The organism is Nonomuraea sp. NEAU-A123 (genome assembly GCF_018603905.1).
In the GTDB taxonomy this organism is placed as follows: domain Bacteria; phylum Actinomycetota; class Actinomycetes; order Streptosporangiales; family Streptosporangiaceae; genus Nonomuraea.
Map to the genome: position 1 here is coordinate 161,801 of NZ_JAHFZZ010000020.1, position 21,874 is coordinate 183,674.

Annotated in this window: 23 protein-coding genes; 4 read left to right on the forward strand and 19 right to left on the reverse strand. The window is 67.9% G+C overall.

The features are described 5' to 3' along the window. Positions 1-47 precede the first annotated feature (47 nt). The 3 genes from KLK06_RS44080 to KLK06_RS44090 all read left to right on the forward strand — a co-directional run bounded on the left by KLK06_RS44080 (position 48) and on the right by KLK06_RS44090 (position 3,553). Positions 48-1,361 (forward strand): carotenoid oxygenase family protein, encoded by a 1,314-nt coding sequence (locus KLK06_RS44080; protein WP_214641687.1) that lies wholly within the window; start codon positions 48-50, stop codon positions 1,359-1,361. Between the two features lie 32 nt (positions 1,362-1,393). Continuing rightward, positions 1,394-2,866, forward strand: coding sequence for an aldehyde dehydrogenase family protein (locus KLK06_RS44085; RefSeq protein WP_214641688.1), 1,473 nt, complete (start codon positions 1,394-1,396; stop codon positions 2,864-2,866). Positions 2,867-3,010: 144 nt separating this feature from the next. Beyond that, on the forward strand, positions 3,011-3,553 hold the full coding sequence (locus tag KLK06_RS44090; RefSeq protein ID WP_250906932.1) for a TetR/AcrR family transcriptional regulator: 543 nt from the start codon (positions 3,011-3,013) through the stop codon (positions 3,551-3,553). 198 nt (positions 3,554-3,751) lie between these two features. Here the strand turns inward: KLK06_RS44090 and KLK06_RS44095 are convergent, their stop codons facing one another. The 4 genes from KLK06_RS44095 to KLK06_RS44110 all read right to left on the reverse strand — a co-directional run bounded on the left by KLK06_RS44095 (position 3,752) and on the right by KLK06_RS44110 (position 7,344). After that, the gene (locus tag KLK06_RS44095; RefSeq protein WP_214641690.1) at positions 3,752-4,069 is read right to left on the reverse strand and encodes an STAS domain-containing protein; all 318 of its coding nucleotides are present in this window, start codon (positions 4,067-4,069) and stop codon (positions 3,752-3,754) included. A 90-nt stretch (positions 4,070-4,159) separates the two neighbouring features. Beyond that, positions 4,160-5,329, reverse strand: a complete 1,170-nt coding sequence (locus KLK06_RS62670) for a histidine kinase (protein WP_214641691.1) — start codon at positions 5,327-5,329, stop codon at positions 4,160-4,162. Further along, positions 5,330-6,451, reverse strand: coding sequence for an ABC transporter permease (locus tag KLK06_RS44105; protein ID WP_308168719.1), 1,122 nt, complete (start codon positions 6,449-6,451; stop codon positions 5,330-5,332). It lies immediately after the preceding gene. Further along, positions 6,448-7,344, reverse strand: a complete 897-nt coding sequence (locus tag KLK06_RS44110; RefSeq protein ID WP_214641692.1) for an ABC transporter ATP-binding protein — start codon at positions 7,342-7,344, stop codon at positions 6,448-6,450. The genes KLK06_RS44105 and KLK06_RS44110 overlap by 4 nt, the downstream gene beginning before the upstream one ends. A gap of 126 nt (positions 7,345-7,470) precedes the next feature. Here KLK06_RS44110 and KLK06_RS44115 point away from each other — a divergent pair, with 126 nt between their 5' ends. After that, complete coding sequence (locus tag KLK06_RS44115; RefSeq protein WP_214641693.1) at positions 7,471-8,061, forward strand: cob(I)yrinic acid a,c-diamide adenosyltransferase; 591 nt, start codon at positions 7,471-7,473, stop codon at positions 8,059-8,061. On the opposite strand, the gene KLK06_RS44120 is transcribed toward KLK06_RS44115, so the two are convergent. The 15 genes from KLK06_RS44120 to KLK06_RS44190 all read right to left on the reverse strand — a co-directional run bounded on the left by KLK06_RS44120 (position 8,058) and on the right by KLK06_RS44190 (position 21,571). After that, on the reverse strand, positions 8,058-8,438 hold the full coding sequence (locus KLK06_RS44120) for a DUF2550 domain-containing protein (RefSeq protein WP_214641694.1): 381 nt from the start codon (positions 8,436-8,438) through the stop codon (positions 8,058-8,060). The genes KLK06_RS44115 and KLK06_RS44120 overlap by 4 nt on opposite strands. 33 nt (positions 8,439-8,471) lie before the next feature. Continuing rightward, positions 8,472-8,873 carry a F0F1 ATP synthase subunit epsilon gene (locus KLK06_RS44125; protein ID WP_214641695.1) on the reverse strand — a complete coding sequence of 134 codons (402 nt, stop codon included), beginning with the start codon at positions 8,871-8,873 and terminating at the stop codon, positions 8,472-8,474. 61 nt (positions 8,874-8,934) lie between these two features. Next, positions 8,935-10,380, reverse strand: a complete 1,446-nt coding sequence (gene atpD, locus KLK06_RS44130) for a F0F1 ATP synthase subunit beta (RefSeq protein ID WP_214641696.1) — start codon at positions 10,378-10,380, stop codon at positions 8,935-8,937. 1 nt (position 10,381) lies between these two features. Then, entirely contained in the window at positions 10,382-11,284 is a 903-nt protein-coding gene (locus KLK06_RS44135; RefSeq protein WP_214641697.1) for a F0F1 ATP synthase subunit gamma, read from the reverse strand. A 3-nt stretch (positions 11,285-11,287) separates the two neighbouring features. After that, on the reverse strand, positions 11,288-12,937 hold the full coding sequence (gene atpA / locus KLK06_RS44140) for a F0F1 ATP synthase subunit alpha (RefSeq protein WP_214641698.1): 1,650 nt from the start codon (positions 12,935-12,937) through the stop codon (positions 11,288-11,290). 24 nt (positions 12,938-12,961) lie between these two features. Further along, the gene (locus tag KLK06_RS44145) at positions 12,962-13,771 is read right to left on the reverse strand and encodes a F0F1 ATP synthase subunit delta (protein WP_214641699.1); all 810 of its coding nucleotides are present in this window, start codon (positions 13,769-13,771) and stop codon (positions 12,962-12,964) included. 8 nt (positions 13,772-13,779) lie between these two features. Then, the gene (locus tag KLK06_RS44150; RefSeq protein ID WP_214641700.1) at positions 13,780-14,331 is read right to left on the reverse strand and encodes a F0F1 ATP synthase subunit B; all 552 of its coding nucleotides are present in this window, start codon (positions 14,329-14,331) and stop codon (positions 13,780-13,782) included. A gap of 31 nt (positions 14,332-14,362) precedes the next feature. Next, complete coding sequence (gene atpE / locus KLK06_RS44155) at positions 14,363-14,593, reverse strand: ATP synthase F0 subunit C (protein ID WP_185071369.1); 231 nt, start codon at positions 14,591-14,593, stop codon at positions 14,363-14,365. A gap of 74 nt (positions 14,594-14,667) precedes the next feature. Next, positions 14,668-15,459 carry a F0F1 ATP synthase subunit A gene (gene atpB, locus KLK06_RS44160; protein ID WP_214641701.1) on the reverse strand — a complete coding sequence of 264 codons (792 nt, stop codon included), beginning with the start codon at positions 15,457-15,459 and terminating at the stop codon, positions 14,668-14,670. 67 nt (positions 15,460-15,526) lie between these two features. Beyond that, on the reverse strand, positions 15,527-15,742 hold the full coding sequence (locus KLK06_RS44165; RefSeq protein WP_214641702.1) for an AtpZ/AtpI family protein: 216 nt from the start codon (positions 15,740-15,742) through the stop codon (positions 15,527-15,529). Between the two features lie 65 nt (positions 15,743-15,807). Then, the gene (locus tag KLK06_RS44170) at positions 15,808-16,230 is read right to left on the reverse strand and encodes a hypothetical protein (RefSeq protein WP_214641703.1); all 423 of its coding nucleotides are present in this window, start codon (positions 16,228-16,230) and stop codon (positions 15,808-15,810) included. 131 nt (positions 16,231-16,361) lie between these two features. After that, the gene (locus KLK06_RS44175) at positions 16,362-17,639 is read right to left on the reverse strand and encodes a glycosyltransferase family 4 protein (RefSeq protein ID WP_214641704.1); all 1,278 of its coding nucleotides are present in this window, start codon (positions 17,637-17,639) and stop codon (positions 16,362-16,364) included. Between the two features lie 70 nt (positions 17,640-17,709). Continuing rightward, positions 17,710-18,975 (reverse strand): serine hydroxymethyltransferase, encoded by a 1,266-nt coding sequence (glyA, locus tag KLK06_RS44180; protein WP_214641705.1) that lies wholly within the window; start codon positions 18,973-18,975, stop codon positions 17,710-17,712. 179 nt (positions 18,976-19,154) lie between these two features. After that, a complete protein-coding gene (locus tag KLK06_RS44185) occupies positions 19,155-19,532 on the reverse strand; it encodes a hypothetical protein (RefSeq protein WP_214641706.1) in 378 nt (125 codons plus the stop codon). Next, positions 19,532-21,571 carry a hypothetical protein gene (locus tag KLK06_RS44190; protein ID WP_214641707.1) on the reverse strand — a complete coding sequence of 680 codons (2,040 nt, stop codon included), beginning with the start codon at positions 21,569-21,571 and terminating at the stop codon, positions 19,532-19,534. Before KLK06_RS44190 ends, KLK06_RS44185 begins: the two co-directional genes overlap by 1 nt. Positions 21,572-21,874 lie beyond the last annotated feature (303 nt).

Consider the following 21,874-nt stretch of genomic DNA (forward strand, 5'->3'; position numbering starts at 1 on the left):
TCACGACTAGACATTCTAGTTTTGACCTATCAACATTGGAGCGTGATATGACGACGCCTTTCTACCTGAGCGGCAACCTCGCCCCCGTCTCCGACGAGACCGAGGCGTACGACCTTCCCGTCTCCGGAGCCCTGCCTGCCGAGCTGACCGGGCGTTACTTCCGCAACGGCCCCAACCCGAGGCCGGGCGAGGACCCCGGCCACTGGTTCGCCGGCCACGGGATGCTGCACGGCGTACGCCTCGACCGGGGGCGGGCCGAGTGGTACCGCAACCGGTGGGTACGCACCAAGAAGTTCACCGACAACGCGCCCTTCACCGGCGAGAGCGGAGTCGACCTGGCCGCCGTCACGGCCAACACCTCCGTGATCAGGCACGCCGACCGCATCTTCGCGCTCGTCGAGAACGGCCTGCCGCACGAGCTGACGCCGGAGCTGGCCACCGTCGGCCCGTGCGACTTCGGCGGGCGGCTGGCCACGGCGATGACCGCGCATCCCAAGGAGGACCCGGCCACCGGGGAGCTGCACTTCTTCGGCTACGGGTACTTCCCGCCGTTCGTCACCTACCACCGCCTGTCGGCGGACGGCGAGCTGGTGGAGAGCCGGGAGATCGAGGTGCCGAAGTCGACGATGATGCACGACTTCGCCGTCACCGAGCACTACCTGATCTGGCTGGATCTGCCCTTCGTGTTCGAGGCCGGGCGCGCGGGCATGCCGTACGCCTGGGAGGACGGATACGGCGCCCGGATCGGCGTGACGCCCCGGCAGGGCGGCCCGACCCGCTGGTTCGACGTCGACCCGTGCTATGTCTTCCACGTCGGCAACGCGTGGGAGGACACGGACGGCCGGATCGTGCTCAACGCCGCCCGCTACACACAGGCCGCCTTCACCGGGGTGTGGTCGCGCATCGGCAACACCGGGGACCCGGCCAGGCACGCGGCCTCGATCGCCACCGCGACACTGCACCGGTGGACGCTCGACCTGGCGTCCGGCTCGGTCAAGGAGGAGGCGCAGGACGACCGGGGCATCGAGTTCCCCACGTTCAACGACGCCCTGCTCGGCCGGGCCAGCCGCTACCTCTACACAGTGGGCGAGCACTCCAACTCCATCGTCAAGTACGACCACCAGACCGGCGCGGCCCAGGTCAGGGAGACCGGCGACGACACGGGCGAGGCGGTGTTCGTGGCGGCCGAGGGGGCGCGGGCCGAGGACGAGGGCTGGCTGCTGTCGGTGGTCACCACGGGCGACCGCTCCGAGCTGCTCGTCCTCGACGCCACCGACCTGTCGGACGTGGCGTCGGTCCGGCTGCCCCAGCGTGTTCCGGCCGGTTTCCACGGGACGTGGCTGGTGGACGTCCCGCGCTAGTAAGCGATGGCTTACCGGTCTATGGTGACGCCATGACCACGCTGACGTTCGACTCACTGAACCCGGCGACCGGCGAGGTCGTCGGGAGTCACCCCAAGCAGTCCGCCGACGCCGTGCGCGAGGCCGTCGGCCGGGCCGAGCAGGCCGCGACGTGGTGGGCCGGGCTGGCCCCCACCGAGCGCAGGCGCCGCCTGCTCGACTACAAGGCCGTGCTCACCCAGCACCTCAAGGAGCTGTCCGGGCTCGTGCACGACGAGACGGGCAAGCCGGTCGGCGACGCCACGCTGGAGATCGTGCTGGCGATCACGCACCTCGACTGGGCGGCCCGCAACGCGGTCAAGGTCCTGGGGCGGCGCCGCGTCTCGACCGGGATGATCGGCCTCAACCTGGCCGCCACGCTCGAATACCTGCCGCTGGGCGTGGTCGGCGTGATCGGTCCGTGGAACTACCCGGTCTTCACCCCGATGGGCTCCATCGCGTACGCGCTCGCGGCCGGCAACGCGGTCGTGTTCAAGCCGAGCGAGCTCACCCCCGGCGTCGGCGTACGGCTGGCGGAGCTGTTCGCCGAGTCGGTGCCGGAGCAGCCGGTGTTCCAGACCGTGACCGGCCTCGGGGAGACGGGGGCGCTGCTGGCGAAGGACCCGCGGGTCAAGAAGGTGGCGTTCACCGGTTCGACGGCCACCGCCAAGCGGGTCATGGCGGCCTGCGCCGAGAACCTGACGCCGATCGTGGCCGAGTGCGGCGGCAAGGACGCGTTCATCGTCGACGCCGACGCCGATCTGAAGGCCGCCGCCGACGCCTGCCTGTGGGGAGCGATGTCCAACGCCGGGCAGACGTGCGTGGGTGTCGAGCGGGTGTACGTCGTGGACGCGGTCTATGAAACTTTCATGCGCGAGCTGTCGGACCGGGTCGCCACGGTCAAGGCGGGCGAGGACTACGGCCCGATCACCATGCCCGGCCAGCTCGACATAATCCGGCGCCACATCGACGACGCCACCAAGTCCGGAAAAGTCGTGACAGGCGGCCCCGACTCGGTGCGCGCGCCGTACGTGGACCCGGTGATCATCGAGGACGTCCCGGAGGACTCCCCCGCGGTGCGCGAGGAGACGTTCGGCCCGACCATCACCGTACGACGCACCCGCGACGCGCAGCAGGCGCTGGAGCTGGCCAACGCCTCGGCGTACGGGCTGGCAGGCACCATCTTCTCCGGCAACGCGCGCCGGGCCATGGAACTGGCCCGGCTGATGCGCACCGGGATGACGGCCGTCAACTCGGTCATTTCATTCGCCGGCGTGCCCGCGCTGCCGTTCGGCGGGATCGGCGATTCGGGCTTCGGGCGCATCCACGGAGCCGACGGGTTGCGGGAGTTCGCCAGGCCCAAAGCGATCAGCCGCCAGCGGTTCGCAATGCCCGGCATGAACCTGACCTCGTTCAGCAGAGGGCCCGCGGATCTTGAGCGGCTGATCAGGCTTGTCACGTTCTTGCACGGCCGACGTAAGAGATAAAGTATATGCTCTTTCCCAAAACGGATCATCCGTCCATAATTGTGTGCTCTGGGGGCCACGATCATGTTGGACGGGTGGAATGTGAACCGGTCTTACCGGGGAATGTCGGCTGAGCAAAGGCTGGCGGACAGACGCGAGCGGCTGATGACAGCCGCCTACACGCTATACGCGAAGCCAGGTTTCGCGGCGACGACGATCGAAAGACTGTGCTCGGAGGCCCGGATCTCGAACCGCGCCTTCTACGAATGTTTCGGCGGCCGCGAGGAACTTCTTCAGGCGTTGCACGAGCGATGCGTGGAGGAAAGCCTCGCCGTTGTGGCCAAGGCGTTACAAGAGGCGCCCGCGACCCTGGATGACAGGGTGCGGGCGGGGATTCGCACGTATATCGAGTTCGCCACGGCCGACTGGCGTCGCGCGCGCATCATGCACTTGGAGGTGCGCAGGTCGGGCGATGTTCTCACGGCTTCTCGCCAGCGTGCCGTCGACTCCTTCGCCCGTCTTGTCGAGGAGGCGGCGGCGGAATTCCCGCAGCCGGCCCAGCCGAATCGGCGACTGGTTGCGCTCGGGGCAATTGGAGCGCTACAAGAGCTGCTCATCGAATGGCTGCTGGCGGAGGAGCCGCCGACCATCGACGAACTGGTCGGCGTCGCCGTACACATCTTCGGCAGATCCCTCGGTGCGCCGTGAGGCCCTGATTACGGATCGTGTCTATTTGGCAATGTGGTATGGCGAATAATCACCGCGCTAATCAGGTTATCTGTCGTTCTTAGAACTACTACCGCCTGTGGGAGTATGGCCACGAAAAGAGGGCGAGCAGCGGCTGATCGCTGCTCGCCCTATATATCGCGGCATCCGGCGCACTCCCGAGCACCGCCGGCCACCGCTTCAGGCCACCGCGACTTCCGAAGCCTCCACCGGCAGAACCCGATTCAGCCGGGTCACCGCCAGGATCCGCATGATCCGCGGCGGCACCCCCCGAAGAACGAGGCGGCGTTCCACGCTGATCGCGCGCCGATGCGTGCCCACGAGCACTCCGAGGCCGGTGGCGTCGATCATCTCCAGCTTGGAGAGGTCGAGGATCAGGTCTCCCTCACCGGAGTCGACCGCGTCGTGCAGACGCGTCCGCACCCGCGCCGACGTCCCGGCGTCGAGTCTCGCTCCGATCCGCACCACCTGGGCCCTTGGATCGCCCCGGACGCGCATGCCACCTCCTCAAGTCACGCCCCATGTCTCACGCGGCGTAGTCGTACCCTTTCGCAGGGTGCTTGCCGGGATAGACCCGGCACTCCTCCACTACCCACAGATCGGGAGTGACACAACCGCCCGCAGAAGGAACTCTCCATCGCCCGTGGGACGCGCCGTGACCTTGCCGCCGACGCTCGCCAGCCGCTCCCCCATGCCCGTCAGGCCGCTGCCCAGGTCAGAGACCTGGCGGCGGACCACTCCGTCGTTGCGCACCAGCAGCTCCGCCTCCTCGTCGGTGAAGCGGAGCGTGATCTCGCAGAACGAGGCCGTGCTGTGCTTGAGCACGTTCGTCGCCGCCTCGCGGACGGCGTAGGCGAACGCGGGCGCCACCCCGCCCGGCGGCTCACGGTAGGGCAGTTGCAGTTCGCAGCGGATGCCGGCCGCTTCGAGCACGCCTTTCACGCTGTCCAGCTCCGCGTTCAGGTCGAGCTCGCGGTAGCCGCGCACGGCCTGGCGCAGCTCCCGCAGCGCCGTCCTGGTCAGCCCGTTCACCTCGACCATCTCCGCCTTCGCGGCGACGGTGTCGGCGTCCGACAGCCGTACGGCCAGCTCGGTCTTGACCGCGATGGCCGAGAGCTGGTGCCCCACGAGATCGTGCAGGTCCCTGGCGAAGCGCAGCCGCTCCTCCGCGACCGCGAGCTGGGTGTGCGCCGCCCTGCCTTCGTGAGCCTGTACGGCGAGCGTGTAGATCCACGCCCAGAACCGGTTGCCCGGCGGCAGCACGGCGCACATCACCGCGTAGGTGAATCCTATGAAGACGATCGCCCCGCCGTCGTCCGGAACCGGGATCGACAGCAGGCCCTGTCCGGTGAGGACCGCGATGGCGCCCAGCCCGGTGCCGGTCGCGAACGTCCCCGCGGCCAGGCCCACGGCCGTCCACGCGCGGACACCGACCGTCGCCACGGACACCCACGCCAGCAGTGCGAAGCCCCACCCGAGCGGATCGGCTCCGCCCAGAGCAGCGGCGAACAAGGCGAGAGCGCCGGCCGCCGCGACCTCTCTTTTGGGATAGCGACGGTCGAGGACAGCGCGGGAGATGCGCAGGAAGAACCAGGTGAAGACGATGATGGCGATCAGAGCGGGCGCGATGCGCAGCCACGAGGCCGCGCCGTTGGCGGCGGTGCCGAGAATCGTCACGACGACGACGAACCACATCATCACGACGCCCACGTTCAGTACGCACAGAGAGATGCGTCGTGCCCGCTTGATCGTGTCCACCTATTTCACACGCAACACGTCGCGGAGCTTGACCCTGGCCCCGGTACGCAGCACGGCCCGCTCGTACACCTTCGCGCCGAAGGACAGCACGCCGAGCACGGCCAGCACCATCAGCACCATGGACAGCCCGACCTCCCAGAACGGCACGTCGGCGGCGGCCATCCGCACCGGCATGACCATCGAGGAGAACGGCGGCACGAGCGAGACGACCCTGGCCAGCGGGCCGGTGGGGTCGGAGGTGACGTAGAAGGCCCCGAAGTAGGTCACCATCATCAGCATGGTCAACGGGGACATCACGTTGCCCACCTCCTCCTGCCGGGAGACCAGCGAGCTGAGCGCGGCCGCGAGCGTGGCGAAGAAGGCGTAGCCGAGGACGAACCAGACCAGCACCCCCGCCACGATGCCCGGCAGGCCCGGCGGGAAGTCCACCGCGACGCCCGAGACGACCGAGGCCGACACGCCGACCACGAGGATCGTGACCAGGTTGATCAGGCCGAGCGCACCCAGACCGATGATCTTGCCGGCGAGCAGCTGCCACGGCCGGACCGAGGTGAGCAGGATCTCCACGATCCGGCTGCCCTTCTCCTCCACCACGCCCATGGCGACCATCATGACCTGTCCGATGATCAGCATGAAGAGCACGACGACCAGCACCACGGCGATCCCGGTCCTCGCGGCCTGGTAGCGGGTGTCGGCGCCCACGGACACCATCTGGAGCGGCTGAACCTGCACGCCCGCGGCGCCCAGCTTGAGCTCCCTGGAGGTGCTCTGCAGCAGCACGCCGAGCTCGGACTCGATCTCGCCGTCAGTGAGGACCTTGGTGTTGTCGATCAGCGCCGCGTCCACGTCGCCGTCGAGCACCGCCTTCTTGGCCGCCGCCTCGTCGGGGAACGCGCGCCACTCGAACTCCGCTTCCGGCGCCGCCGCCTTCAGCGGCAGTTGCTGGGAGTGCACGGTGCCTATTTTGTACGAGTCTGGGCGGTCGAAAACCTTCGGCGCGAACGCCACCCCGCCCACCAGCACCGCGGTGATGAGCAGGCCCAGCAGGAAGGCCTTCGTCCGGATATGGGTGGCGATCTCACGCCGCGCCACCAGCATCACACTGCTCATGCCGCCGTTCACGCCACGGCCTCCTTGAAGATCTCGGTAAGGGTTGGCTGCTCGGTGCCGAAGTGCTCGACCTGCCCGGCCTTCATGGCGCGGCGCAGGATCTCCTGATCGTCACCGTCGGTGGCGAGCAGCACGTGCCGGTCGCCGGTGACGGTGACGGTGCCGGGCAGGCCGTCGGCCCATCCTGGCGCCGGGTCGCGCACCACGACGCGGAGCGTACGGCCCTCCACCGCCCGCAGGTCGCCGACCGTGCCGCTGGCCACCATCCGGCCCGCCGACACGATGCCGACCGAGTCGCACAGCCGCTCCACCAGCTCCAGCTGATGGCTGGAGAAGATCACCGGTACGCCGCCGCGGCAGCGCTCCTGCAACACCGTGGCCAGCGCGTCGACCGCGATCGGGTCGAGCCCGGAGAACGGCTCGTCGAGCACCAGCACCTCGGGGTCGTGCACCAGCGCCACGGCGAGCTGCACACGCTGCTGGTTGCCCAGCGACAGCGCCTCGACCGCGTCACCCCTGCGCTCGGTCAGCCCCAGCCGCTCCAGCAGGTCGCCGGTCGCCGCCCTGGCCGCCGCGACGTCCATCCCGTGCAGCCGGCCGAAGTACTCCACCTGGTCGGCGACGCGCATCTTCTGGTACAGCCCCCGCTCCTCGGGCATGTAGCCGAACCGCCGCCGGTCGGCGTACTCCAGCGCTCTGCTCTGCCAGCTCACCGAGCCCGCGTCGGGCTGCAGCACGCCCATGACGATCCGCATGGTGGTCGTCTTGCCGGCGCCGTTCGCGCCGACGAATCCGAACATCTCGCCCGGCCGTACGACGAAGCTGATCCCGTCGAGGGCCACCTTGCCCTCCGGTGCGTCCGGCCCACCGGCGAAGCGCTTGCGCAGTTCGCTGATCTCGAGCATCAGATCCTCTCCTTCATCATGGATCCATCCTCGCGGGTAGCGATTCGCCCTGGTAGTCGAGGAAATCACCGGCGCGGTATGCGCCCCGCGTCCGTTCTGGATGACTTTTGTCATTACGCTGGCCCCATGACGCGCGCCGACAAGGACAAGCCGGTCGTCCTCTCCCGCATCTACACCCGCACCGGCGACGACGGCACCACCGCTCTGAGCGACATGAGCCGCGCCTCCAAGACCGACTCGCGCCTGGCGGCCTACGCGGACGTGGAGGAGGCGAACGCGCACCTGGGCCTGGCCCTGTCGCACGGCACGCTGCCGGCGGAGCTGACGGCGGTGCTGATCCGCATCCAGAACGAGCTCTTCGACGTGGGCGCCGACCTGGCGACGCCGGTCACGGACAATCCGGAGTTCCCGCCGCTCAGGGTCGAACCGTCCTACATCGACTGGCTGGAGGCGAGGTGCGATGAGTTCAATGAGCAGCTCAAGCCGCTGCGCAGCTTCATCCTCCCCGGCGGTGACCCGGCTATAGCCGCGCTGCACCTGGCGAGGGTCACGGTCCGGCGCGCCGAACGTACGACGTGGGCGGCTCTGCGGACGCACGAGGACATGAACCCGCTGACGGCCCAATACCTCAACCGCCTGTCAGACCTGCTGTTCATCCTGTGCCGGGTCGCGCACGCGGGTGACGAGATCCTCTGGAAGCCGGGCGGCACCCGCTAGGCGACGTCCAGATACGCGCTCGGCGGCGCGGACTCGAGCCAGGCGAGGAAGCCGGTCAGGGCGTCGGCGCTCATCGCCAGCGAGAGGTCGCGCGTGGTGCCGGAAAAGTCCACCGCGTAGAACCCGCTGTCCAGCTCGCGCCGGGAGGAAACGACAAGGCCCCGCCTCGCGATCGCGTGGCGGGGCCTGAGAAGCACACCTATGAGCGGGATCCAATGGAGCTCTCCGTCGGCGTAGCGGGCTACCCCGCGCTGCCAGCCCTGGTCGCCCACCCGCAGGCGGCAGGGCACGCTCCCTCGGGAGCGCGCCAGTATGAGCCCGCGCAACGCCACCAGGACGGCGACCAGCAGCACACAGATGAGAACCGTCGCTACCAAGCCGCCCCCTTGCCTCAAATCCGCATCAAAGAACTAGACCTCTTCGCCGGCCGCACGCAACCGGGCCTTGGCGCGCTTGGCCTCGATGGCCGCGTCGGCGTCTTCCTGATCGGCCTCGATCGAGGCCTGCGCCCGTTCGAGAGCGTCACGGGCAGCCGCGACGTCGACCTCGGAACCGAGCTCGGCCACCTCGGCGAGCACGGACACCTCGTCGTCGGCCACGGAGATGAACCCACCGTGCACCGCCGCGACCAGGTCGCCCTTGCCCTCCCGCTTCACGCGCAGCACGCCGCCCTCGACGAGGACGCCGAGCACAGGTGCGTGTTGCGGCATAATACCGATCTCGCCGTCCACGGTCTTGGCAATCACCATGTCGGCCTCGCCCGACCAGATCTCACGCTCGGGCGAGACAACGCCTACTCTTAGCTTCGCCACGTAGGCTCCTTTCCGGACAGGAGTGGGGGCACGGCTCGCGCAATGCCCCCACTACGGGCGATCAGCGCTCGAGTTCCTTGGCCTTGGCGATGGCCTGGTCGATGCCGCCGACCATGAAGAACGCCTGCTCGGGCAGGTGGTCGTACTCACCCGCGCAGAGGCCCTTGAAGGACGCGATGGTCTCGTCCAGCGGGACGTTCTCGCCGGGCTGGCCGGTGAACGCCTCGGCGGCGTACATCGGGTGCGACAGGAACCGCTCGATACGGCGGGCCCGCTGAACGATGACCTTGTCCTCTTCCGACAGCTCGTCGATGCCGAGGATGGCGATGATGTCCTGGAGCTCACGGTACTTCTGCAGGATCCGCTTGGTCTCCTGGGCCACCGCGTAGTGCTCCTCGCCCACGATCTGCGGGTCGAGGATGCGGGAGCTGGAGTCGAGCGGGTCCACCGCGGGGTAGATGCCCTTCTCCGAGATCGGCCGCGAGAGCACGGTCTGCGCGTCGAGGTGCGCGAACGCGTTGTGCGGCGCCGGGTCGGTGATGTCGTCGGCGGGCACGTAGATCGCCTGCATCGAGGTGATCGAGTGACCGCGCGTCGAGGTGATGCGCTCCTGGAGCACACCCATCTCGTCGGCCAGCGTGGGCTGGTAACCCACCGCCGACGGCATGCGGCCGAGGAGCGTGGACACCTCGGAACCGGCCTGCGTGAAGCGGAAGATGTTGTCGATGAAGAGCAACACGTCCTGCTTCTGCACATCGCGGAAGTATTCGGCCATGGTCAGAGCCGACAGGGCGACCCGCAGACGGGTGCCCGGCGGCTCGTCCATCTGGCCGAAGACGAGCGCGGTGTCCTTGAGGACGTCCGCCTCCTCCATCTCCAGCCAGAGGTCGTTGCCCTCACGGGTGCGCTCGCCGACACCGGCGAACACCGAGGTGCCACCGAAGTTACGGGCGACCCGGCGGATCATCTCCTGGATGAGGACGGTCTTGCCCACACCCGCGCCGCCGAACAGGCCGATCTTCCCACCCTGCACGTACGGCATGAGCAGGTCGATGACCTTGATGCCCGTGACGAGCATCTCGGTGCGCGACTCGAGCTGGTCGAACGCCGGCGACGGCCGGTGGATGCCCCACTTCTCGTTGATCTTGAGAGAAGCGGTCGGCACGTCCAGCGCCTCGCCAAGCGTGTTCCAGACGTGACCCTTGACGACGTCGCCGACGGGCACCGAGATCGGCACGCCGGTGTCGGTGACGGCCGCACCGCGGACCACACCGTCGGTGGGCTGCATGGAGATGGCCCGGACGATGTTGTCACCGAGGTGCTGGGCGACCTCGAGGGTCAGCAGCTTGGTGTCCTCCCCGAGGGTCACCTCGAGGTTCAGCGCGTTGTAGATGTCGGGCATCGCCTCGACGGGGAACTCCACGTCGACGACGGGCCCTGTGACCCGAGCCACGCGGCCGACACCGGCCGCGGGGGTCTCTACGGTCTCAACAGCCTCTGCAGTCATTTCACTCTTTCCCCGCTGCGGCGTCAGCGAGCGCGTTGGCGCCACCGACGATCTCGCTGATTTCCTGGGTGATCTCGGCCTGACGAGCCTGGTTCATCTGCATGGTGAACACGCGGATCAGCTCGTTGGCGTTGTCCGTGGCGGACTTCATCGCGCGGCGACGCGCGGCCTCCTCTGAAGCCGCCGACTCCAGCAGCGCCGTGAAGATGCGGGACTCCACGTAGCGCGGCAGCAGCGACTCGAGCACGTCGGCCGCGGTGGGCTCGAACTCGAAGTAAGGAGGGATCACGTCGCTCTCGCTCGCCTCGGTCTCCTCGACCTCCAGCGGCAGGATGCGCTTGACCACGACGTTCTGCGTGAGCATCGAGACGAACTCGGTCGAGACGATGTGGATCTCGTCGATCCCGTTCTCGTCCTTGAACGACTCGATCAGCAGCTCGGCGATCTCCTTGGCGTCACCGTAGGCGGGCTTCCTGGAGAAGCCGACCCACTGCCCGCCCATCGTCCGGTTACGGAAGGAGTGCCAGGTGACACCCTTACGGCCGGTGACGAACGGGATGGCGTCCAGGCCGCGGCTCTTCAGCAGTCCGCGCAGGGCCTCGGCCTCGCGCAGGACGTTGGCGTTGAAGCCGCCACAGAACCCGCTGTCGCTGGTGACGATGAGCACGCCCGCCTTGGTGGGGTTCTCCTTCGCCACGGTCAGCGGATGGTCGACGCTCGACGCGTTGCTGACGACGCCGGTGACGGCGCGAGTGATCTCACGCTCGTACGGCAGCGCCGCCTGCATCCGCATCTGCGCCTTCACGATCCGCGAAGAGGCGATGAGCTCCTGGGCACGGGTGATCTTGGCGGTCGACTTGACCGACTTGATCCGCCGTCGCAGCAGCCTTAGCTGGGCACCCATGGGCTACTTCTTCTCCGCCGGGCGGACGACCTTACGGATCTTCTCCTGGCCGACCTCTCCCTCTTCGAGCGGCGCGACCGGCTCATCCTTGACCAGCAGCTCACCGGAGAAGGTGGTGAAGCCCTTCTTGAACTCCGTGACGGCGTCCTTGAGGGTGGTCACCGTGTCGTCCAGCAGATCCTTGGTCTCACGGATGCTGTCGAAGACACCCTTGTGGCTGGTCTGCAGGTAGTCGAGGAACTCCGACTCGAAGCGCCGGATGTCCTCGACCGGCACCTCGTCGAGCTCGCCGGTGGTGCCCGCCCAGACCGACACGACCTCGCGCTCGACTGAGAACGGCGAGTATTGAGCCTGCTTGAGCAGCTCGGTCAGTCGCTGACCGCGCTCCAGCTGAGCCTTGGACGCCGCGTCGAGGTCGGAGGCGAAGGCCGCGAAGGCCTCCAGGTCGCGATACTGCGACAGCGACAGCCGCAGCGTGCCCGCGACCTTCCGCATCGCCTTGATCTGCGCCGAGCCACCGACTCGCGAGACCGAGACACCGACGTTGATGGCGGGGCGGATACCGGCGTTGAAGTAGTCGGTCTCCAGGAAGCACTGCCCGTCGGTGATGGAGATGACGTTGGTCGGGATGAACGCCGAGACGTCGTTGCCCTTGGTCTCGATGATCGGCAGGCCGGTCATCGACCCCGCGCCCATGTCGTCGGAGAGCTTGGCGCAGCGCTCCAGCAGGCGGGAGTGGAGGTAGAAGACGTCGCCCGGGAAGGCCTCACGGCCCGGCGGGCGGCGCAGCAGCAGCGAGACCGCGCGGTAGGCGTCGGCCTGCTTGGTCAGGTCGTCGAAGACGATGAGAACGTGCTTGCCCTGGTACATCCAGTGCTGCCCGATGGCGGAACCGGTGTAGGGCGAAATGTACTTGTAGCCCGCGGGGTCGGACGCCGGAGCGGCGACGATCGTGGTGTACTCGAGCGCGCCCGCCTCCTCAAGGCGAGCCCGCACCTGGGCGATCGTCGAGCCCTTCTGGCCGACCGCGACGTAGACGCAGCGCACCTGCTTCTCCGGGTCACCGGAGGCCCAGTTGTCGCGCTGGTTGATGATGGTGTCCACGGCGATCGCGGTCTTGCCGGTGCCACGGTCACCGATGATCAGCTGGCGCTGGCCACGGCCGATCGGCGTCATGGCGTCGATCGCCTTGATGCCGGTCTGCAGCGGCTGCTTCACCGGCTGCCGCTGGACGACCGACGGGGCCTGGAGTTCGAGGGCGCGCAGGCCCTCGGACTCGATGGCGCCCTTGCCGTCGAGCGGGTTGCCGAGGGGGTCGACCACGCGGCCGAGGAAGTTGTCGCCGACGGGCACGGACAGGACCTCGCCCGTCCGGCGGACCGTCTGGCCCTCCTCGATGCTGCTGAAGTCGCCCAGGACCACGACACCGATCTCGCGGGTGTCGAGGTTGAGTGCCAGGCCGCGCGTGCCGTCCTCGAACTCGAGCAGCTCGTTCGCCATCGCCGAGGGAAGGCCGGAGACATGGGCGATGCCGTCGCCACAGTCGACGACGGTCCCGATCTCCTCGCGCGCGGCGCCTTCCGGTTCGTACGCCTGGACGAAGCGCTCAAGCGCGTCCCGGATCTCGTCCGGCCGGATCGTAAGCTCCGCCATCTCTTCTCTGTCTCCTCTATCGCCCTAGCCGGCCAACCGGCGGCGGACTTCTTCGATTCGTCCCACAATGGTGGTGTCGATGATCTCGTCGCCGATGCGGACCGAGAAACCACCGAGCACTCGGGGATCCACTTCGACGTTGATGTGCACGTCGCGACCGTAGGAGGTGCGCAGCCACGTCGTGATGCGCCGCTTCTGCTCCTCGGTCAGCTCGACCGCACTACGCACCGTCGCCACGAGGCGCTGGCGCTGCTGTGCGACCAACCGGCCGAGCTCCTCCAGACCTGCCTCCAGGCTACGTCCACGAGGGTGCACGACCAATTGCGTGATGAGACGCAGGCTGGTGGGAGCGACCCGGCTGCCGAGCAGGTCCCGCAGCAACTGCCGCTTGCCCTCCTCGGGAGCGCTCTGGTCGGTGAGGGCACGGCGGAGCTCGGGGTTGGCGGCGACGATCCGGCCGAAGCGGAAGAGCTCGTCCTCCACGTCGTCCAGCGTGCCCTGCGCCTCGGCCTCCGCGGCTGCGGCGATGACGCCGAGCCGCTCGAGCACGTCGGCCAGGTCACCGGCGCGCGACCACTTGGCCTCGACCGCCGCCTCAGCCGTGGCGATCGCGGCCTCGGCGACCTTGCCGCCGAGCAGACCCCGGACGACCTGAGCCTTCTGAGCGGCCGGCCTGGCCGGGTCCGACAGGGCCCGGCGCAGTCCGTGCTCACGGTCCAGCAGATCGGCGATCGAGTTGAGGTCCTCGGCCAACCGGCCCAGGTCCGCCGAGCCCGCCGCGGCGTTGAACCGCTCCTCGACCACGGCGAGAGAGTTCTTGCTGAGACCTCTCATGTGGTCACTCACCGCACCGCCTGCGCGTCCGAGCTCTCCAACTCGTCGAGGAACCGGTCGACAACACGACTCTGCCGGGCCTCGTCCTCCAGGGACTCGCCGACGATGCGGCTGGCCAGGTCGGTCGACAGACGGCCGATCTCGGTACGGAGCTGGGCGAAGGCCGCCTGCCGGTCCGCCTCGATCTGCGCGTGGGCCGCCTCGACGAGACGGCGGGCCTCGGCCTGCGCGTCCTCGCGGAGTTCGGCCCTGATCTGCGCGGCCTGCTCGCGAGCTTCCTCACGGAGACGAGCCGCTTCGTGCCTGGCCTCGGCCAGTTGGTCGCGGTACTGCTTCTGCAGGTTCAGTGCCTCGGCCTGAGCTTCTTCCGCTCTCTTTATGCCGCCTTCGATAGCGTCAGTCCGCTCGGCCAGCGTCTTCTGGATCCGGGGGACGAGCAGCCTACCGACGAAAAAGAGGACGACGAAGAACGAGAAGATACCGACGACGAGCTCGAATGTGTGCGGGATGAGGGGATTGGACCCCTCCTCCGCGGCGAGGATCGTAGCTGCCATAGTCATGGATGCAGCCTTTCGTCAGGGATTCTTCTGGTCAGAGCGCCTGGAAGATGAACGGCGCGACCAGACCGAGCAGGGCGAGGGCCTCGGTGAGGACGAAGCCGAGGAGCATGTTCTGGCGGATCAGGCCGTAGGCCTCGGGCTGGCGCGCGATGGCCTGCACGCCCTGACCGAAGATGATGCCGACGCCGATGCCGGGGCCGATGGCGGCGAGACCGTAACCGATGGCGGTGACGTTGCCGGAGACCTCAGCGAGAACGCTCATTGCTGTATTCCTTTACTGGACGGCCGGTGAAGCGGTGTCTCCACCGGTCATGGATATTCCGGTATGGATGGTTCTCAGTGCTCTGCGTGAAGTGCGCCGCCGATGTACATCGACGCCAGCATGGCGAACAGGAACGCCTGCAGGAACTGGATGAATATCTCGAAGGCGGTGAAGATGATGGTCATGACCACGCCGATGACGCCGACCGTGGCGCCCAGCGGGGTCAGCTTCTCGAACAGGAACCAGAAGCCCACCATGCTGAAGAACGCGAGGAGCATGTGGCCGGCGAACATGTTGGCGAACAGTCGCACCGCGTGCGTGAACGGCGCGATGATCATGTTCGACAGGAACTCGATCGGCGACAGCAGGATGTAGATCGGCTTGGGCAGTCCCGGCGGGAACATCATGTTCTTGAAGTAACCGACCGCCCCCTGGTGCTTGACACCCAGGTAGACCTTGAGCACGTAGATCGAGATCGCCAGCACGGCCGGGAAGGCGATGTGCGAGGCCACCGGGAACTGGAGTATCGGGATGACGCCCATGATGTTCCACAGGAACACCAGGAAGAACAGCGTCAGCAACAGGCCCATCCACCGGTCGGCGTCCTTGCCCAGGAAGGGCCGGGCGACCTGGTCGCGGACGAACATGTAGCCGTACTCGGCGACGTTCTGGACTCCCCGTGGCACGACCTTCGGGTTGGCGAAGGCCGCCCAGCAGAACCCGATCACGACGACCGAGCTGAGGAGCGCGAGAAGAACCGGCTTCGTGAACCAGTCGACCCCGGGAATGATGGGGGTGAAAGTGAACAGTTCATCAGGCGACGGAGCCTTGAACTGATCGTCGGCGAGGACCGTCAGCGCACTCACGCGGCGTTCCCTTCAACGTCGTAGCGGATCACAAGGGTTTCCTCAGCGAAGTGGTCGCGCCGTGCGGCTAGCGACCGTACTTGCGGTAGACCAGGTAGACGGACAGCACGATCCCCAGGACGACGCCTATAGGGAAGAACGCGGACGTGTCGAGCCAACGGTCCAGCAACCAGCCGCCACCGCCATAGATCGCCATCCCGGCGAGCAGATAGCTGGGGATCGACCATGCGGCGTTGGCGAAGTCCTGACCGTCGTCTTCCGGTCGGCGTTCCTGTTCGCTCATCGCGGGGCCGACGATAGCAGGCAAGTAGAGGACTAGTCATATCGGACCCCATCCTTTTACCAGCCTCATGCGCCACCGTTCCCGGGGACCTTGGCTTCGGGGTCGACATAAAGCATCTTTGTCTTGATGAACGCCCGCACCTCGGCGGCCGTCCAGACGAGCGTCCCTACCACGACGGACCAGGCGAAAGCCTTGGAATTCCACGCCGTGGTGTCGCCGAAGGCCGCCAGCATCAGCATGATGACGACGACTTTGACGAGATAGCTCCCCATCGCGGCGATGGCCATCAGTTGTGGAGAGACTCGAGCGGCGTAAGAGACCGCCACCACGCTGATGCTGAAGAAGACACCGACGAGCAGAGTGCCGATGGCGGCGCCCAGCGCTCCCTTCGCTCCCGACAGGAGCAGGGCCACGACCACGGCGACCACCCCAACCGCAAGGGTGGGGATCGCGGCACTTTTGAGTACGCGCACGTCGTTGGCCTGCATCGGTGCTCCAGTAAGCATGTTATCAAGCGAGCGTTTGCTACCCCCAAAGCCGGTGCATCGGGGGCCCCTGCTCGTGAAAGATATCACAAGCTCACGGAAGACCGCTTTTACCTGCCGTTTCTAGTTCGCGATCATGAACGACCCGGAACTGCCGGAATGACCGGTTTCCCCGTGGCACTCGCGCGTTCCTGCGACGGGCCGCCGGGCGGCGGGACCTGCGGCCTGACCTCGGTCTGCGGCAGGATCGGCGGCATGGGCCCGGTGGGCGGGCCGTCATCGTCGGACTTGCCGCGGGAGTGGAGGCCGCCCCTGCCCCGCCACCGCGGCGCGGCCATCAGCACCAGCACGCCCAGGGCGAGCAGGATGACCACCGGGAACAGCAGGATGGGCACGCCGATGGTGGACAGCGCGACGATGCCGAACGCGAACAGGAACGTCCACGCGTACATGATCAGCACGGTGCGGCGGTGGGAGTGGCCGATGTCGAGCAGGCGATGGTGCAGGTGGCCGCGGTCGGGCGCGAACGGCGACATGCCGTGCGAGGTGCGCCGCACGACGGCGGTGATCAGGTCCATGAGCGGAAGCACCAGCACCGCGGCGGGCACCAGCAGCGGCAGCAGCACCCCCACCCGGTTCATGCCCTCGATGACCGAAGGGTCGACCGGCGTCACGGTGACGATCGAGGAGGCGAGCACGAGCCCGATGAGCATCGCCCCGGTGTCGCCCATGAAGATCTTCGCGGGGTGGAAGTTGTGCGGCAGGAAGCCCAGGCAGGTGCCGATGAGGATGGCGGCGATGGCCGCCGTGGTCGCGATGCGGTCGCCGCTGATGCTCTGTTTGAGGAAGATCGAGTAGGCCCACGTGGCCATGCTCGCGATGCAGACGATCCCCGCCGCCAGGCCGTCGAGGCCGTCGACGAAGTTGACCGCGTTGATCGCCACCACCACGACCATGATCGTGATGATGGTGCTCAGTGTGTAGTCGAGGCTGGTGGAGCCGCCCCAGTCCTTCGGCAGCGGGATGTAGGTGAGGCGCAGGCCGAACCACACGAGCACGCCGGCGGCCGCGATCTGGCCGGCCAGCTTGATGAAGGCGTCCATGCCCCACCAGTCGTCGAGGAACCCCGTCAACGTGATGATGCCGCCCGCGATGATCAACGCCATCACCGGGTCGCCTTCGGCGTCGTTCAGCACCTTGCCGGTGTTGGTCAGCTCGCTGGCCACCAGCAGCCCGACGACCAGCCCGCCGTACATGGCCAGACCGCCCAGTCTCGGCGTCGGCGTGGTGTGCACGTCGCGGTCACGGACCTCGGGCACGGCGCCGATGCGGATGGCGAAGCGGCGCACCAGCGGGACGAGCAGATACGTCACCGCTGCCGCAATGAGCGCCATGAACAGGTATTCGCGCACGGACCTAGTTTCCTGGATGCTCCGACCGACTGTGACCGGAAATCGACACACACCAGCTTAATATTCGCTCTTAATATTCGCTGTCATACGGTTGGAAGGCCGCCAACAGGACCGACACCCGCTCCCTGACCTCGGTCGCGGTGCCCGGATGGCGCACGGCCTGCACGACCAGCGTCCCCACTTCTTTCAACTCCTGGGGCCCCATGCCCTGTGTGGTGAGGCACGGGGTGCCGACGCGTATCCCCGACGTTACGGCCGGAGTCTCCGGATCATACGGGATCACGTTGCGGTTGAGCGTAATCCCCGCCGCGGCGCACCGCCGCTCCGCCTCGGCGCCCGAGACGCCCAGTTCGCGCAGGTCAATGAGCATCAGATGCGTGTCCGTACCGCCCGACACCGGCCGCATCCCCTCGGCCGCCAGCGAGTCGCACAGGGCCTGCGCGTTGGCGATCACCTGCTTGGCGTACTCACCGAACTCGGGCCGCAACGCCTCGCCGAACGCCACCGCCTTGGCCGCCACGGCGTGCATGTGCGGGCCGCTCTGGATGAACGGGTACACCGCCCGGTCGATCCGCGCGGCGAGCTCGGCCGTACACAGGATCCCGCCGCCGCGCGGTCCGCGCAGTGCCTTGTGCGTCGTGTACGTGACCACGTCCGCGTACGGCACGGCGGACGGGATGGCGCCACCCGCCATCAGCCCGATCGGATGCGCCACGTCGGCGAGCAGCCAGGCGCCCACCTCATCGGAAATCCCGCGGAAGACGGCGAAGTCGATCAGCCGGGCGTAGGAGGTGGCGCCGCAGACGATGACCTTCGGCCGGTGCCGCAGCGCCAGGTCCCGGACCTCGTCGTAGTCGATGAGTTCGGTGTCACGTCGCACGCCGTACGACACGACGTCGAACCATCTTCCGGAGAAGTTCACCTTCGAGCCGTGAGTGAGGTGGCCGCCGTGCAACAGGTCCATGGCCAGCATGGTGTCGCCGGGCTGCAGCAGCGCCGCGTACGCCGCCAGGTTCGCGGAGGCGCCCGAGTGGGGCTGCACGTTGGCGTGATCGGCGCCGAACAGCCGGCCCGCCCGCTCGATCGCCAGCCGCTCCGCCCGGTCGACGACCTCGCAGCCGCCGTAGTAGCGATTGCCCGGGTAGCCCTCGGCGTACTTGTTGGTGAGGGTGGAGCCGAGGGCGGCCAGAACGGCTGGGGAGGTGAGGTTCTCGCTCGCGATCAGCTGGAGGGCGCCACGGACCCGGTCCAGCTCGTCGAGCAGCACTTGAGCCAGCTCGGGATCTTGCCGCTGGAGCCGGCCGAAGTCGGGGCCATAGTAGGGCGGTACACCCATTGCTCCACTGTACGGCTATTTGTCCGTTTTTCCCATCTTCCTGGCGCTTCTAGAGCTTTCAGACACGCGTCCGTGGGACGACAGACCGCACGTTTCGCACCCTCTGCCGTCCGTCGCCGTCGCCCGTCGCCGTTGCCCGTCGCCCGTCGCCCGTCGCTGGCGTCCGTCGCTGGCGGCTGTCAGGAGAACGCGTGGGGGGCGCCGATCGCGCTGGGCACCCAGCGCGGCGTGTCGGCGGCCTCCTCACTGATCGACGTCAGGACGGCCTGGCGGTACAGGGCGAGCCTGGACCGCCACGCCCCGATGTCCTCGACGTAGCGCGTCCCCACGGGCGCGTCCCACGTCTGGGGGCTCCTGGCCAGCTGGTACGCCTTGTCAAGGGCCGTTGTGAGGCCCTCCAGCAGGGGTAGGACGGTCTGCCAGGCGGTGACCAGGCGCTGGTACTCGGCGTTGAACTCCCAGGCCCTTGGCTGGGCTTCCAGGGGGTTGCCGTTGCCGTTGAGAGGCGGGTTCTCGCCCGGCTGGCGGGGTTGAGGGGCGGGCGGGTCCACGTACATCACACGCTCCTCTCGTGGGTCCCCGGCTCGACCGTGCCGGGCGGCCCATCAGGCTGGATGTCTCTGAGCGCCCACTGTCCCTCGCCGTACTCACCCGGCGGGACCTCCACACTCGGCATGTCGAGCGGCTGAACGTCACGGTGGTGTTGGACCAGAGTCCGGAGCGCGTCGGAGTCCAGGGACTTGGCATCAACGGAGACAACGTCACCACCGTCACCGCCCCACGCAGCGGCATCGACCCCGGCCGCCGCGTAGACGGTCGTAGCGTGGGGCGGCCGGGTGGAGGCGTCGGCAACCGGCGGCGTCGCGGCGTCGGAGGCAGGCGGCGTGGCTGCCCCACCTTGCTCCACCGACGGCGCAGTGGGCCCCACCACCACCGGCTCACCTACGGTGGGCGTCGAGGCATCCGCAGCCCGCTGCCCTGATGGCTCGGTCGGGGTGACGTGCCCCGTCCCGTTGTCGGGAACCTGCTGTATCGGCGGATCGGTCGGCGCCACACGACCAGTCCCGTTATCCGGAACCTGCTGCCCCGGAGGATCAGTCGGCTTGACCACCGCCGCGTCGCCGGATGAGCGCGTCCCCGTGTCCGTCGCCTGGCAACCGCCGGTATCGGTCGTGTCCGAAGGCGTGTCGGTCATGGTCGAAGGCGTGTCCGCCGTCGCGGCTGTGTCGGCGGTCGAGCCTGAGATGTCCTGTACGGACGGGGTGCCGGTCGCGGAGTCCCCGGTGGATGGGGTGTGGGCGGAGGGGACGCTGCCAGGGTCGATCGTTCCCGCCTGGCCGTCGGGACTGATGTGCATGGCCGCCCATTCGCCCTTGCCATACTCCCCCGGCGGTACCTCCACGGTCGGCATATCGATCGGCTGGATGTCGCGCGCGTGGTCCACCACCGTCGACAGCGCGTCCGGGCTCAGCGACTTCGCGTCGACGGACACCACGTCGCTGCCGTCGTTGGCCCCGGCGTTGACGTCCGTACCGTTCGTGGACGGGACGTCCATACCGTTCGTGGACGCGGCATCCGTACCGTTCGAGGGTGCGGCGTCGGTCGGCGAGGGCATGTCGGCGGGCTGGGCTTTGTCGAGGTTGTCGAGCAGATCCCGCAACGCCTCGGCCGTGGGCGGATCGATGGGCACCTGGAGCACCTTGACGCCGTCAACCACGAGGACCTGCGGTTTGTGCGGGTCGGAGTCGTTGGGGTGGTCCTTGGCCGGAGTGTCGATGATCCCGCTGTCGGAGTCGGCCCCGCGATCGCGCCTGCTGGCGATGTCGTCGTCCTTGGGCTCGTCGCCGCTGTCAGTGTCAGGCGTGACGTTCTCGACGTCCGGTGTGTCCTCGCCCGTCTTGGCGTCGGGCTTGTCTTCCCCGGTCTTCGCGTCCGGCTTGTCATCATCGCAGCCCTTGGCGTCGGGCTTGTCCTCACCGGTCTTCGCGTCCGGCTTATCGTCGCCCGTCTTGGCGTCCGGCTTATCGTCGGTCTTCGCGTCCGGCTTGTCGTCGGTCTTCGCATCTGGCTTATCGTCGCCGGTCTTCACATCGGGCTTGTCCTCACCGGTCTTGACATCCGGTTTGTCCTCGCCCGGCTTGTCGTCAGTCTTCGCGTCCGGCTTATCGTCGCCGGTCTTCACATCGGGCTTGTCCTCACCCGTCTTGGCGTCCGGTTTGGAGTCGTCGGAAGGGGTACCGTCGTCTGCCCGCGGGTTCTCGTACTTGGACCGCTCGTCCCCGCGGTCCTCCTTGGGCTGGTCGTCGTCCTTCGCGTCACCGCCCATCGTCGGCGCGGCGTCCTTGCTCTGATCCCCCACCCGCGGATGGTCGGCCTTCTTCTCCAGAAGTCCGAGCCGGGCCGTCACGTCGCGGACCATCACCTCAGCGGCATCGGCCACCTGTACCGGCCGGTGGGTGGTCTGGGTGGCCAGACCGGCCCCGCTCATGACCTGCCCGACACGCCCCTCAACCGACCGCATCTGCGTGACAGCGTGTTTCACCTCGGCCAGCAGGTCACGGACCAGCTTGGGATCCATCCCGTCGAACTTGCCCATGGGTCACTCCCGGACGTCGCGCCGCTCCGGACTTCACCGTAAGTGCCTGCCAGCGTCCCCGCAGCCGGGATAAGCAGACGGTATACGTCATCCACCCACCCAGGGCCGAACCCACCGGCCCTCCGACCGTACGAACGGATCCCTGGACCGAACGGGCGGGATCGGACAGAGGGCAGTTGGCAGGCCGAACGGACTGACAGCCCGACGAGCGGGCGGACGGACCGGGCAGCCGGGAAGAGCCGACCGGACGACCCGGCGGACGAACAGCTCGGGCGGACAGAGTCAGTCGACCGTGCCAGTTGG

Excerpts from the sequence above, each read along its gene's own strand:
- KLK06_RS44190 (WP_214641707.1), bottom strand. The coding sequence starts at position 21,571 with ATGGGCAAGTTCGACGGGATGGATCCCAAGCTGGTCCGTGACCTGCTG.
- KLK06_RS44150 (WP_214641700.1), bottom strand. The coding sequence starts at position 14,331 with ATGACTATGGCAGCTACGATCCTCGCCGCGGAGGAGGGGTCCAATCCC.
- KLK06_RS44170 (WP_214641703.1), bottom strand. The coding sequence starts at position 16,230 with ATGCAGGCCAACGACGTGCGCGTACTCAAAAGTGCCGCGATCCCCACC.
- KLK06_RS44090 (WP_250906932.1), top strand. The coding sequence starts at position 3,011 with ATGACAGCCGCCTACACGCTATACGCGAAGCCAGGTTTCGCGGCGACG.
- atpE (WP_185071369.1), bottom strand. The coding sequence starts at position 14,593 with ATGAGCGTTCTCGCTGAGGTCTCCGGCAACGTCACCGCCATCGGTTAC.
- KLK06_RS44135 (WP_214641697.1), bottom strand. The coding sequence starts at position 11,284 with ATGGGTGCCCAGCTAAGGCTGCTGCGACGGCGGATCAAGTCGGTCAAG.
- KLK06_RS44145 (WP_214641699.1), bottom strand. The coding sequence starts at position 13,771 with ATGAGAGGTCTCAGCAAGAACTCTCTCGCCGTGGTCGAGGAGCGGTTC.
- KLK06_RS44110 (WP_214641692.1), bottom strand. The coding sequence starts at position 7,344 with ATGCTCGAGATCAGCGAACTGCGCAAGCGCTTCGCCGGTGGGCCGGAC.
- KLK06_RS44185 (WP_214641706.1), bottom strand. The coding sequence starts at position 19,532 with ATGTACGTGGACCCGCCCGCCCCTCAACCCCGCCAGCCGGGCGAGAAC.
- KLK06_RS44085 (WP_214641688.1), top strand. The coding sequence starts at position 1,394 with ATGACCACGCTGACGTTCGACTCACTGAACCCGGCGACCGGCGAGGTC.
- KLK06_RS44165 (WP_214641702.1), bottom strand. The coding sequence starts at position 15,742 with ATGAGCGAACAGGAACGCCGACCGGAAGACGACGGTCAGGACTTCGCC.
- glyA (WP_214641705.1), bottom strand. The coding sequence starts at position 18,975 with ATGGGTGTACCGCCCTACTATGGCCCCGACTTCGGCCGGCTCCAGCGG.
- KLK06_RS44080 (WP_214641687.1), top strand. The coding sequence starts at position 48 with ATGACGACGCCTTTCTACCTGAGCGGCAACCTCGCCCCCGTCTCCGAC.
- KLK06_RS44115 (WP_214641693.1), top strand. The coding sequence starts at position 7,471 with ATGACGCGCGCCGACAAGGACAAGCCGGTCGTCCTCTCCCGCATCTAC.
- atpD (WP_214641696.1), bottom strand. The coding sequence starts at position 10,380 with ATGACTGCAGAGGCTGTTGAGACCGTAGAGACCCCCGCGGCCGGTGTC.
- atpA (WP_214641698.1), bottom strand. The coding sequence starts at position 12,937 with ATGGCGGAGCTTACGATCCGGCCGGACGAGATCCGGGACGCGCTTGAG.
- KLK06_RS44095 (WP_214641690.1), bottom strand. The coding sequence starts at position 4,069 with ATGCGCGTCCGGGGCGATCCAAGGGCCCAGGTGGTGCGGATCGGAGCG.